Annotated in this window: 14 protein-coding genes; 13 read left to right on the top strand and 1 reads right to left on the bottom strand. The window is 44.4% G+C overall.

Annotation, left to right across the window (positions count from 1 at the left end; genetic code table 11):
- Window positions 1-144: 144 nt before the first annotated feature.
- The 13 genes from AB4Z30_RS26315 (at window position 145) to AB4Z30_RS26255 (ending at window position 12,290) form a co-directional block, all read left to right on the top strand.
- On the top strand, window positions 145-591 hold the full coding sequence (locus AB4Z30_RS26315; protein ID WP_441930384.1) for a tellurite resistance TerB family protein: 447 nt from the start codon (window positions 145-147) through the stop codon (window positions 589-591).
- Window positions 592-628: 37 nt separating this feature from the next.
- Window positions 629-1,222, top strand: coding sequence for a TerD family protein (locus AB4Z30_RS26310; RefSeq protein ID WP_441930383.1), 594 nt, complete (start codon window positions 629-631; stop codon window positions 1,220-1,222).
- A gap of 63 nt (window positions 1,223-1,285) precedes the next feature.
- Entirely contained in the window at window positions 1,286-1,861 is a 576-nt protein-coding gene (locus AB4Z30_RS26305) for a TerD family protein (RefSeq protein ID WP_090917591.1), read from the top strand.
- A gap of 112 nt (window positions 1,862-1,973) precedes the next feature.
- Window positions 1,974-2,555 (top strand): TerD family protein, encoded by a 582-nt coding sequence (locus AB4Z30_RS26300; RefSeq protein ID WP_145333048.1) that lies wholly within the window; start codon window positions 1,974-1,976, stop codon window positions 2,553-2,555.
- A gap of 22 nt (window positions 2,556-2,577) precedes the next feature.
- A complete protein-coding gene (locus AB4Z30_RS26295) occupies window positions 2,578-3,822 on the top strand; it encodes a TerD family protein (protein ID WP_441930382.1) in 1,245 nt (414 codons plus the stop codon).
- 29 nt (window positions 3,823-3,851) lie between these two features.
- Window positions 3,852-4,586 carry a TerC family protein gene (locus AB4Z30_RS26290; protein ID WP_441930380.1) on the top strand — a complete coding sequence of 245 codons (735 nt, stop codon included), beginning with the start codon at window positions 3,852-3,854 and terminating at the stop codon, window positions 4,584-4,586.
- Window positions 4,587-4,732: 146 nt separating this feature from the next.
- A complete protein-coding gene (locus tag AB4Z30_RS26285; RefSeq protein WP_441930438.1) occupies window positions 4,733-5,929 on the top strand; it encodes an HpcH/HpaI aldolase/citrate lyase family protein in 1,197 nt (398 codons plus the stop codon).
- The gene (locus tag AB4Z30_RS26280; protein WP_441930379.1) at window positions 5,865-7,265 is read left to right on the top strand and encodes a phosphoribosyltransferase family protein; all 1,401 of its coding nucleotides are present in this window, start codon (window positions 5,865-5,867) and stop codon (window positions 7,263-7,265) included. The genes AB4Z30_RS26285 and AB4Z30_RS26280 overlap by 65 nt, the downstream gene beginning before the upstream one ends.
- An 11-nt stretch (window positions 7,266-7,276) precedes the next feature.
- Entirely contained in the window at window positions 7,277-8,428 is a 1,152-nt protein-coding gene (locus AB4Z30_RS26275; protein ID WP_441930377.1) for a cysteine protease StiP family protein, read from the top strand.
- Window positions 8,425-9,252 (top strand): HAD family hydrolase, encoded by an 828-nt coding sequence (locus AB4Z30_RS26270; RefSeq protein ID WP_441930376.1) that lies wholly within the window; start codon window positions 8,425-8,427, stop codon window positions 9,250-9,252. Before AB4Z30_RS26275 ends, AB4Z30_RS26270 begins: the two co-directional genes overlap by 4 nt.
- Complete coding sequence (locus AB4Z30_RS26265) at window positions 9,249-10,289, top strand: ATP-grasp domain-containing protein (protein ID WP_441930374.1); 1,041 nt, start codon at window positions 9,249-9,251, stop codon at window positions 10,287-10,289. The genes AB4Z30_RS26270 and AB4Z30_RS26265 overlap by 4 nt, the downstream gene beginning before the upstream one ends.
- A gap of 156 nt (window positions 10,290-10,445) precedes the next feature.
- Window positions 10,446-11,174, top strand: a complete 729-nt coding sequence (locus tag AB4Z30_RS26260; RefSeq protein WP_441930373.1) for a hypothetical protein — start codon at window positions 10,446-10,448, stop codon at window positions 11,172-11,174.
- A gap of 12 nt (window positions 11,175-11,186) precedes the next feature.
- A complete protein-coding gene (locus tag AB4Z30_RS26255; RefSeq protein WP_441930372.1) occupies window positions 11,187-12,290 on the top strand; it encodes a toxic anion resistance protein in 1,104 nt (367 codons plus the stop codon).
- A gap of 310 nt (window positions 12,291-12,600) precedes the next feature.
- Here AB4Z30_RS26255 and AB4Z30_RS26250 read toward each other — a convergent pair.
- The coding region (locus tag AB4Z30_RS26250) for an IS3 family transposase (protein ID WP_441929734.1) at window positions 12,601-12,695 on the bottom strand (95 nt) is incomplete at its 5' end.

The raw sequence follows: 12,695 nt of genomic DNA, 5'->3' as shown, positions 1-12,695 counted from the left end.
GTAGAAAATTGACAAAGAAAAGAGTATAGTTGAGGAAGAATTTAACTGTTTATTTCTGGTATCTAAACTGTAAACAGAATACTAGAGTTCTACAGAGTATTGAATGATATAAGTGCATTTATATGAAGTTAACGGAGGGTACATATGAGTTCTTTTAAGAATTGGCTCAATTCAACCAAACAGGGACTGGAAGATCAAGTCAAGCGATTCAAGAACAAAGATTTTATGGATGCTGTAGTTGCTGGCTGTGCTCTGGTTGCTTTCGCAGATGGGTCCGTCGATTCTTCAGAAAAGAACAAGATGGCGGGTTATATTAACCTGAGTCAGGAACTGAAAGTTTTTGACATGACAACGGTGATCGAACGTTTTAACCATTATGTGAATAATTTCGAATTTTCTCCTGAGATCGGGAAGCAGGAAGCTTTGAAGGCGATTGCCAAGTTCAAGTCCAAACCTGAAGTAGGTCGTGTCATTGTGGGTGTGTGCAGTGCCATTGGTGCTGCTGATGGTAACTTTGATGATCAAGAGCGCAGAGTAGTCACAGAAATTTGTACTGTTCTGGGGCTGAATCCGGGCGAGTTTAGTCTCTAGTTGATTTGAGAGAAAAGCTGAAAGGAGGTGAATATTAGTGGCCGGTATTAACTTGGTAAAGGGACAAAAAATTGATTTAACCAAAGGTAAAGCTGGATTAACCCAGGTGATTGCCGGATTGGGTTGGGACCCTGTAGCTTCGAAAGGGTTTTTCGGAAGAAAAAAACAAGCCAATATCGATTGTGATGCTTCAGCTTTGCTATTAGGTGAAAATGGAAAGTTAACCAAAGAAACGAATCTGGTTTGTTTTCATAACAAACAGAGTTTATGTAGATCTGTCGTTCACTCCGGAGATAATTTGACGGGCGAAGGTGAAGGGGACGATGAGCAAATCAAAATTAACCTCTCCGTCGTACCTGCTGATGTTCATAAAATTCTGATCGTCGTGAACATATATGATTGTGTGAATCGTAAACAGGATTTTGGAATGATTGAACGTGCTTATATTCGTATCCTGGATGGTAGCAGTTCGCAAGAATTGGTTCGTTTTAACCTGTCCGATAGCTATGCAGGTATGACAGCTCTCATCTGTGGTGAACTGTACCGACATGGTGGGGAATGGAAATTCTCAGCTATTGGTGAAGGTGCACATGCAGTACATATCGATGAGCTTGCTCGTCGTTATACGTAAAAATGAGGATTACCTCAAATGAATTCAGCAACTAAAATTATAGTGAGCGGAGATGAATCTTGAATGGCTATTAACTTGTCCAAAGGTCAGAAGATCGACTTAACAAAAACGAACCCGGGATTGGCTAAAATCACTGTAGGTTTGGGCTGGGATACAAACAAATATGACGGCGGTAAAGATTTTGACCTCGATGTCTCCGTATTCTGCGCTAACGCTGACGGTAAAGTAAACGGGGAGAAAAACTTTATTTTCTTCAATAATCCGCAAAATGAGAACGGTTCTGTCGTGCATACAGGTGACAACCGCACTGGAGAAGGCGATGGCGATGATGAGCAAGTGAAAATCGACCTGCCTAACGTTCCGGCTGATGTTGAGAAAATTGCGTTTACCATTACCATCTATGAAGCGCAGGAGCGCAGCCAAAACTTTGGACAAGTATCACGCGCTTACGTACGTATTGTAAACGAAGCGAATTCCGAAGAATTGATCCGTTTTGATTTGGGCGAAGATTTCTCTATTGAGACAGGTGTTGTCGTTGGAGAGTTGTATCGTCACAGCGGTGAGTGGAAATTTAGCGCAATCGGTAGTGGCTACCAAGACGGTCTGGTTGGACTGACTCGGGATTACGGCTTGCAATAGAATGTTGATAATCAGCTTGTGAATGTATAGCAGGACAGGAAAGCCGTCGATTTGGCGGTTTTCCTTTTCATTACATTAAAATCTTTTGCAGAAAAGAAGGGCGGACGAATAGATGACGATTAGCTTGGCTAAAGGACAGCGGATTGATCTGACGAAAACAAACCCTGGTTTGACTAAAGTTGTCGTGGGCCTGGGATGGGATACCAACAAATATAGTGGCGGAGTCGATTTTGACTTGGATGCTTCCGCTTTCCTGCTTCATGAGGATGGTAAAGCCAAAGGGACAGATGATTTTGTCTTTTATAACAATCCAACAGGCGGCGCAGGATCTTTAACTCATACGGGAGATAACCGCACGGGTGAGGGAGACGGGGATGATGAGCAGATCATCGTGGATTTCAGTAAGGTCCCTGCCAACATCACCAGAATTGGTATTACAGTAACGATCTATGATTATGAAGCACGTGCACAAAATTTTGGTCAGGTATCCAACGCTTTTGTTCGTGTTGTAGACGCCTCCAGTGATCGCGAAGTTTTGCGTTACGACCTGGGAGAAGACTTCTCCACCGAGACGGCTGTTGTTTTCTGTGAATTCTATCGTTCGGGTGCGGATTGGAAGTTCCAGGCGATCGGCAGTGGTTTTGCAGGCGGACTCGCCGCGTTATGCCAGAATTATGGACTAGACGCGAAATAAGAGAAGGATAGGTGAATCTGCTATGGCTGTAACGGTCGTCAAAGGGCAAAAAACGGACCTCACCAAAACGAATCCCGGGCTTACCCGGCTTACGGTAGGTATTGGCTGGGATTCTTCTCCCGCTCTTGAGCTTGACACGTCTGCATTCCTGCTTGGTGCTAACGGAAAAGTATCCGGTGATGAAGATTTTATCTTTTATAATCAACCGACAACCGCATTTATTACCTATAAGGATACACCGCAGCAATCGGATAAAAAGCAGTTCGATATTGATCTGAGCCTGATTCCTGCGCGTATCGAAAAGATTGCGTTCAGTCTGACGATCTATGAAGGTGAGTCCAAAAATCAGAGTTTTAGCCAGGTTCAGAATACTTATATTCGTTTTGGTCATGCGAATAGCGGACAGGAAGCGTTACGCTATGATTTAGCTAGTGGTTTTACTGTGGAAACGGCGATCGTTATTGGCGAGTTATATCGACATAACGGAGAATGGAAATTCAACGCTGTAGGTGCTGGTTTTTCTGGTGGACTGGATGCACTGTGTAGTAACTTTGGCGTGAGTGTGGAGAACGACACATCCTCTTCACAGCCCGTCCCCCCAGTGCCTCAGCCGCCTGTGCCGAAACCTCCTGCTCCACCAGTTCTACCGCCTCAACCCAAGATCGAGTTGAACCTGAGCAAGATTGAGTTGAAAAAAAAGGGTGATACCATCAACCTGAAGAAAAATGCAGGTGGACTTGGTGAGATTCTAATTAATCTGAACTGGAATCAACAGACCAGTCGGGGATTGTTCGGGCGAAACAAGAGCGTAGATCTGGATCTGGGTTGCCTTTTCGAAATGAAAGATGGCAGCAAAGGAGTAATCCAGGCGTTAGGGGAATCGTTTGGTTCTTTGAATAGGTATCCCTATATCGCTTTGGATGGGGATGACCGGACAGGTTCAGTGAAAACGGGAGAGAATCTGCGTATTAATGGTGCACGTATTTCCGAAATCAACCGACTCCTTGTATTCACCTACATTTATGAAGGGGTTACCAATTGGTCGCAAGCCGACGGCGTCGTTACCATTAACCAGAAGGACGGCCCGGATATTATCGTGCGAATGAATGAATATGGAAGTTCCTTAGGGATGTGTGGAATTGCTATGTTCAGCAACGTAAATGATGAAACATTTAGTATTGAGAGGATTGTTCAGTTCTATAATGGACACCGCGCTCTGGATGAAGCCCATGGATGGGGTATGCGCTGGACTGCCGGCAGTAAATAACAATTTGAGTTAGCGGAGGCTCTCTGTTCATGTTTAGTGATTTCTTTAGAAGTATTAGTGAGAATTACGGCCATTTTTTTTCTTGGACCGAGATTGTGGCTACTCTCTCCGATCCCGTAAGTTGGGGAATTATCGGCAGTTTGATCTTGCTGGAAGGGCTTTTGTCTGCAGATAATGCGTTGGTTCTTGCTGTTATGGTTAAGCACTTGCCTAAGGAGCAACAGAAACGTGCCTTGTTCTATGGTATTTTGGGTGCTTATATCTTTAGATTTATTGCCATCGGGCTGGGAACATTCCTCGTCAAGATCACCTTGGTCAAGGTGCTCGGAGCGTTATACCTCCTGTATATTGCCTACAAGGGACTATTCAAACCTCAGGAAGAGGAGAATCAGGAAGGAAAGCAATACTCGTTTTGGAAAACCGTACTTATGGTCGAACTGATGGATATTGCTTTCAGTATTGATAGTGTTATTGCTGCATKTGGTATCAGTGAGCAGATTTGGGTGTTGTTCCTCGGAGGTATTATTGGGGTACTCATGATGCGTGGAGTTGCACAAGTATTCCTCAAACTCATTGACAAATTTCCTGAATTGGAAAAAGCGGCATTTATTCTTATTGCGATCATTTCCATCAAAATGATGTTGAGTGCTTTTGGCTTCCATATCCCTAACGTACTCTTCTTCTCGTTACTCATTGTTGTCTTTGTAGGAGCTATGTTGATGAGCTCCGCAAGAAAGAAAAAAGAAAATCAAGGCCAGGCTTAGTTTTGAAAATCTCCACATCTACTAACCAATCCCTCCGCATCTTGGAGGGATTGGTTTTTATACCCCGACAGCATTTATTTTATGATGCAGAACTGACTTCAAGTCAGAAGTGCAAGGAGGAGAATAACCTGAAATACTTTAGTTTTTTGAATGCAGAGGAAGAAGATGCCTTGTTTTTTTCTTCGCCCGTATCGTTTAGTCATCGAACCTCCAAAGAAATACTGGCATACGCTGTTGGGGCTGCTTTGTACATGCCGGCCACACGTCCGCATATAGCAGACGATATTTTGCAACGCAAACATGAAGGGCTTACAACGATCATCATGGATCTGGAAGATGCGGTAGGAGACGAGCAAGTCGAGTTTGCGGAGCAATGTCTGTCTCAGCAACTTGGACTACTGGCAGAATACATGGAAACGGGTAAGTTGTCATCGAATCAGATGCCTTTATTATTTGTCCGGATGAGATCCCCTGAACAACTGGAACATCTTATTGAAATGCTGGGAGAAAAGATGTCTCTTTTAACAGGTGTTGTATTGCCGAAGTTTAGCTGTGAAAATGGACGAGTTTATATGCAGCTTGTTCACCAATATAATCAGCAGAAAGATCGCTCACATCCACTCTTATATGCGATGCCCATTTTGGAGACGGCGGAAGTCATTTACCGAGAGACGCGTTGGCAGACCTTAATCGATCTGAAACAGATCGTGGATGAGTATGCACCATATATATTGAACATCCGAATCGGAGCCACGGATTTCTCAAGTCTGTTTGGTTTGAGGCGAAGCCCGGAGCTTACGATTTACGACATTGCAACGATACGTGACTGCATAGCTGATATTGTCAATTTATTCGGGCGTGCAGATCAGGGATATGTGATATCCGGGCCGGTCTGGGAGTATTTTAGCCAGCGTGAACGTGTATTCAAACCCCAATTGAGGCAGACGCCATTTGAGGAATCTCTTGGCAAGACAGGCCGGAACCTCAGAATGAAATATATTACAAACTCCATGGACGGACTCATGCGTGAAGTGATGATGGATAAGGAAAACGGCATTATAGGTAAAACCGTCATTCATCCGACACAGATCAAACCCGTTCAGGCCATGTATGTGGTTACGCATGAAGAATTCATGGACGCACARGGGATTTTATCTCGAAATGACGGGAGCCTGGGTGTTTTTAAAAGCACGTATACGAATAAAATGAACGAAATTAAACCGCATTTAAGTTGGGCTAAACGAATCTTGATCCGATCACAAATATATGGGGTGTTACATGAACAGCAGCATTTTGTCGGGCTCCTGCCCAAGCACGAACAGACTTACGTTTCCTATTCTTGATCAGTTCGAAGTCACCGTTGAAGCTACACATAATCCGCTCGCAATCCCGTTGGAAAACTTGTTTTCCATGGCGGCACGCCTGAATAAGAAAAGATCCTTCCTCTTTGTAAGTAAGCTGCTTGGAAAGCATATTGCTGTTAATCCCTATACTTCCCTATTAAGTGGTGCTGCCCTGGCAGTTCTGTTGTATGAGGATATAACGCACGGAGAAGACAAGCATATTACAGAGTGGAAGCAGCAAATGGTTCGCGGATTGATCGATTCAGAGAAGGCTCGTGAGGCTTATGAGTATCTAATGGGTGTGCAGATGAGTTTGCCTGAAGATGTGCGCTTTGTTGGTTTTGCCGAAACGGCCACAGCTTTGGGCCACAGTATGTACGAGCTATTTGCTAACCGAGCAACTTACATTCATTCTACGAGAGAATACCTTCCCGAGATTAAACCTGATATCCAGTTCGAGGAGGAGCATTCCCATGCGATGTCTCACCGCTGTTATGCAGTGGACTCTACCTCCCTCGCAGAAGGGGGGCCACTTGTGCTTGTAGATGATGAGATTACAACAGGCAACACCACGTTAAACATCATTCGGGATATTCAGCGTAGTTATCCGCGTAAGCAATATTATATTGCGTCTTTACTGGACTGGCGTACAGATGCAGATGAACAACGATTTTCTTCATTGGAAAACGAATTAGGAATAACAATCACGCCTCTTTCTTTGTTAAAAGGGAAAATTCGGGTGACAGGTGAGCCGGAAATGGATGTCTCGAAAGAGAAGCGGGTTCCTGAAAGCTCATCCGAGATAAGTATTATCTCTTTAGCAGGTGAACTGGAGCCTTGGGCTGGGGTATCTGCAGATTCCGAAGGGAATCGATGTTCGCTTCCTTATCTTAGGTATACTGGGCGATTCGGCATTCATTCCGGATGTAACTCGATTCTAAGTGCTGGTATATCAAGGATTGCATCCATTTTACGTGAAAAAAGGAAGGGACACCGAACCCTTGTTATGGGAACGGGGGAGTTTATGTATATTCCGATGCGAATTGCATCTGAAATGGGCGACGGTGTTCGTTATCAGTCTACGACTCGCAGTCCGATTTATACGGTGAATCGCCCCGGATATGCGGTGACTTCAGGTGAAGGATATGCCTCTCCGGAAGATCCAGCTGTTCGGAATTTTATCTACAACATATTACCTGGGCAATATGATGAGATTTTTGTTTTGATGGAAAGACATATGCCAGAGGAACGTATGCGGCCTATGCTTGATGTGTTGTTACAACTCGGATGTAAGCAAATACATGTGGTGTACTGCGGTGCTACACAGGAAGGCTGAGAAAACAAGCGATGAACTTACCTGCAATCGAAAGTATATTAAAGAACCAGATTAAACCTCCTGAGCCCATGGGAAGTTATGACCCGTCCGATGTTATATTTTTGTTGAAGGATTTAAGTAATATTTCATTAGAAAAAGAGACCGGGGAGCGTGAACAAGCCATTCAGTCGGGTGTGCATTATTCAGAGATGCTGCCTGTGGAGTACCACCCTTCGGATGAATATATTGAGCTATTTCACGAGACATTAGCACAATCCGCGGAAAAAGTAGCCAGAGCCGCCGCAACGGTAGCGGAGATGATTGTACGCAAGCGGGGATTGAACACGGTTCTTGTCTCGCTGGCTCGCGCTGGAACGCCCATTGGCATTCTGGTCAAACGTTATATATCCATGAAATATAATGTGGACATGCCTCATTACAGCATTTCCATTATCCGCGGAAAAGGGATAGATGAGAATGCCATTTTATATATTTGGCAACAGCATGGGGTGGATGTGCCAATCCAATTCATTGATGGCTGGACAGGCAAAGGGGCCATTCGCAAGGTGCTTGTAGATGCTTGCGATAGCCTGAATAAACGTTATGGCATTCCGTTGGATGATAATCTGGCAGTGCTAGCTGATCCGGGTCATTGTTCAGATACTTATGGCACTCGTGAAGATTATTTGATCCCCAGCGCTTGTCTGAACTCGACCGTATCGGGCTTAATGAGTCGTACGGTGCTGAGGGATGACCTCATCGGACCGGATGACTTCCATGGGGCCAAATGGTACAAGGAGTGGACTTCTTCTGATCTGTCGACGATGTATGTGGACAAGATTGCAGAATATTTCCCCAAAGTTGAGACGGAGGCCTCGCTTCAAGCAGAGGATGCAATAGTCCAGCCTCCAGAAGTCACATGGCAGGGAATGAAGGATATCCAATTCATTCAACAGACGTTTGATATCCAGGATGTAAACCTGATCAAGCCAGGGATTGGAGAGACGACACGGGTATTGCTGCGCCGTGTGCCTTGGAAAATTCTGATCGATCGTCCGAACAATCCTAATCTGAAACATATTATGCTACTTGCTCAAGATCGTGGTGTTCCCGTTGAGGTGTTCCCTGGGCTAAGTTATTCATGTTGTGGCATCATTCGATCTGTAAGGGGGGGCGGCGAATGATCTATGCAAGTGATTTGGATCAAACGCTGGTCTATTCTCGTCGTTCTATGGGCGTTCCGGAGGATACGCCTGGGCTGGTTCCAGCAGAATGGATTCGTGGTGAATTATCTGCCTTTATGTCTGCCGAGACGTTGAATCAACTGATGACACTCCCCAAGGATATCCTGTTCGTTCCTGTAACGACACGGACAGTGGTCCAGTATCAGCGCATACAGATCTTTCAGCAAGAGGTTATTCCGTCCTATGCGATAACCAGCAATGGCGGAAATATTCTGATTAACGGCAAGGTCGATCCGGCTTGGAACGAACAGGTTCGTTCTCAGCTTCAAGAGCATTCAGCAACGGCTGCCGAGGTGCACCACATATTTGAAGATGTGTTGAGCGGGGATTGGGTTGTAGGGGAACGGCTGTGTGATGAGTTGTTTTATGCTTTCGTTATTCATCGTGATCGTATGCCGGTAGAGCAAGTTGCAGAGAAGATCAAGAGTTTGGAATCACTGGGCTGGGAGGCTTCCATTCAAGGACGCAAATTGTATCTTGTTCCTTCTGTGGTGAATAAAGCTACTGCGGTAGAACATATTCGCCATCAGATTGGCACTGTACCTGTTGTTGCGTCCGGTGATTCCTTATTGGATCGTTGTCTGCTCGACTTTGCGGATTATGCTATTGCACCACGACACGGTGAGTTATACCGGGAGAAACAGCGGAATCCTGAAGCAGTTCAATACCAATTCACTGAACAATCCGGTATTTTTGCTGCGAACGAAATATTAGATTATGTCCATTCCATACACCACACTGCGATAGGAGATGTTGTCTCATGACCAAGACTCGTATATATTTTAATCGCTGGTTTTCGGTGGCGTATCACTATATGAATATGATTCGAAACAACGAAGATGGGATGCAGTTCGAAATCTATGGCACACATTCTGATCCGAACAACATGGCGCTTCAGGCATGTGATCATGCAGAGCTGGAACCAAAGGTGACAGGAAAAGAGTATATTGATTTCTGTGTTGATTTTTGCTGCAGACATCAGATTGATGTATTTATCCCGCGTCTTCACATGCTGGATATCAGCCGAAATACGCATCTCTTTGAAGAGATAGGGACCAAGGTCTTGGTTTGCAGAGATACAGAATTAATGGAAAAGTTGATGGAGAAGGATCATTTCTATGAATCTGTTCGTGAACTCGGAATTATGAGCATTCCCGATTACTACACCGTCAGCAATGCATCTCAATTTAAACAGGCTTATGAAGCACTCACTGGTGCAGGGCATGAGGTTTGCTTTAAACCTTGCAACGGTGAAGGTGGCATGGGATTCAGGGTGATCGACAATAGTCGCAATCCGCTGGAGGAACTGTCAGGGCACACCCAGAATCGTATTTCTTTCGAAGACGCGTTTCATGCCTTTTCCTCTGTAGATTCCTTTCCTAACCTCATGGTTATGGAAAGGCTCCAAGGGTACGAGTACAGCATTGATTGCCTGGCCGACAGTACAGGGAATCTGCTGGCGGCTGTTCCTCGCCGCAAAGCAGGCGGGCGTTTAAGAAAGCTTGAAGAAAATGCTGATCTGTTGAAGATCGCCAGCGAGGTTGCTAGTGCGTATCACATTCCATATAACTTCAACATTCAGATGAAATACCAGAAGGATACCCCCAAACTGCTAGAGATTAATCCAAGGATGTCTGGAGGACTGCATGTGTCTTGTCTTTCAGGAATCAATTTTCCTTATCTGGCTGTAAAGCTGGCTATGGGTTATGAGGTAGAGCCTCTAAATCCACAGTTTGGCATACTGGGCAGTCATGTGGAGCAACCGTTAATCATGAATGAGCAGAAGGTTAGGAATCATTAAAGAACCATTTCCAAACATTGACACCTTCCGACTGATTTTTTTACAATACGATTATATAGATGATCTTGAGAGTTACACCGGAGCGAAGTGATCAAGTGTAGTCTTCATTTGTTCATTGTATACCGAATTGTTGTTACGGGCAGGAGGAAGAGATACATGTTACGCAAAACAAAAATTGGACTAGGCGCACTGATCGGGTATGGTCTTGCCGCTGTAAGCAGCTTTTTTGTCCCTGAATTTGTAACCTGGGCCATTCCGGCTTTGGCGACAATGGTTGGTGCCCTGATCCCATCTAGGCAGCGTGAGACAGTCGTGAAGACATTGGATTCAAATCGACACCCTGAACCTTCAACGTTGAATAGTGCACCCAGTGAGCAGGGTACAGTGGAACGTTCAGCTAATCAGCGAATCCATCCAACAACTGGACAAGCAGAGATGACGAGCGCTTCCGCAGTCAGTTCAAAGCATAAACACACGGATATGGACCCTGTTTTTGGGCCGGTTATTGAGTATCTTGAAGTGCTGGAGGATATGGTGATCTCCGAAGGGCAGAAAAATGAACTGGACAATGAAATTGTAGAGAAGTCGTTAGCCTTGTTTGCCAGATTACAACGAGTCATTCCGGCACTAAAAGAGTTAAACAATGGTGATATTAACCATACGATGCGCAGATTGATTTTGAAAGATCTCAATGGATTTATTAATCCCTTCCTTCGTTTGAGCGGAGAAGCGAAGCGCAACAATCGTCGGATGTTGTTAAATGGTCTGAAGGATGTTGATTCCAAAGTTTCAGAGATTGTATCTACCATTGAACATAAGGATTTAATGGAGCTTCAGAACAAAGCAGAGCTTATTCATCAGAGGTATAATAGCTCCGAATTATAGGAGGGATTTACGATGGCAACGGAATATATTCAACTGAAGCAGGATGATCAGCAACGAATTAACCAGGAAGCGAGCCAATTAATCCAAAAAGTATCGCAGACGGATGTTGTTCAGCTGGATATGTTAATGGATGATATCGGCAAACTGGGTGTCAAAACGCAAGAAAAGGCGGGTCAAACGCTGAAAATGCTGGATCGACCAGTGAATGATCTGATGTCTGGCAATCGGGCAGAAGTGTCGACGATGATTCTGAAACTGCGAGATGAGTGTGAAAGCTTGCAGCAGAGCAAAAATGTCAGTTTTGTAGGACGATTACTTCGCAAAAGCCCACTGAAAAACTATGTCTATCGCTACCAGTCTGTCAGAACCAACATTGATAGTATCATTAATGGTTTGAGAGATGGCAAGGACAATTTGGAAGAGAGCATCGTAAGCATGCGCCAGTTAAAACGCTCTTCGATTCAGGAAATCTATAACTTGCAAACCAAAATTGCTTTTGGTAATCAGTTGAAGGAACTATTCGAGGCGGAGATTGCCAAGCCGGAAAATGAGAACCGCAAGGCTCACTTGGAGCGCGGATTGCGAAAGGTCGTTACGCGTACACAATCCATGACCGAGATGATTATGCTCTATAATCAGGCCATTGCAGCTACCGATATTATTAATGATAACAATGATAAACTGATTGATTCCGTAAACAATGCGATTGATAAAACGGCAAATCTGATCACGGTATCCGCGATGATTGCGATGGCTTTGAATGATCAGGAGAAGGTCATTTCGGCGGTGGAAGCCACGAATAAAACGATTGAAGAACAGTTCAAGGAGAATGCAAGATTGCTGCGTACCACGACTGAAAAAACAAATGATCTGTTAGCTAAACCGGCGATGTCGATGGAATCGGTTAATCAGGCTATTGGAGATTTGATGTCGGCACTTGATCTTTCAGAGCAGTCAAATCGCCGTATTATTGAAAGTTGTAATGACTATACAGCCAAAATGACCGCAATTAATGCAGGTATGAGTGAACGCTTAGGTCTGGAGGCTCCCAAAGCTGGCAGTATCCAGACTAAAAAGCAACCGGATGCGAACGCGTTGAGCTCTTATCTGGATTAGTTCGATGTTTATATAAGTTGAACTAAAGAGTTTACACAGTCCACTCCGATGACAGAAGAACCTTCCAATCGCTGTTATCCCCAGATTTTTGAATTTCCTTTCTCAAAGGGAAAAATCCGGTGATAAAGGCGAGCGCTTCGCTTTTCCAGGTTTTTTCTGTCCTCTCCGTTAACGTGTAAAAGAATAGTTCATTTTATATAGCTTCTAGTAAGTCAGTTCATATATTAATCATAATAAAAACAAAAAGAGAGGCGCCACTAATCTGTACCCCTTGTCAAGGACACTTGAAAAAAAGGACTTGAAGTTCATATTAAGCCACAGACAAAAGATGATTTCTGTATTGCACAGGAGTCATCTTTTTACGTCCCCATTGATATCTGTGGTTATTGTAGTAACGTATGTATC

It is taken from the genome of Paenibacillus sp. 2TAF8 (genome assembly GCF_052114825.1).
GTDB lineage: Bacteria > Bacillota > Bacilli > Paenibacillales > Paenibacillaceae > Paenibacillus.
Note: the sequence above shows the minus strand (reverse complement) of the source record. Positions and strands in the feature narration are given on the sequence as shown.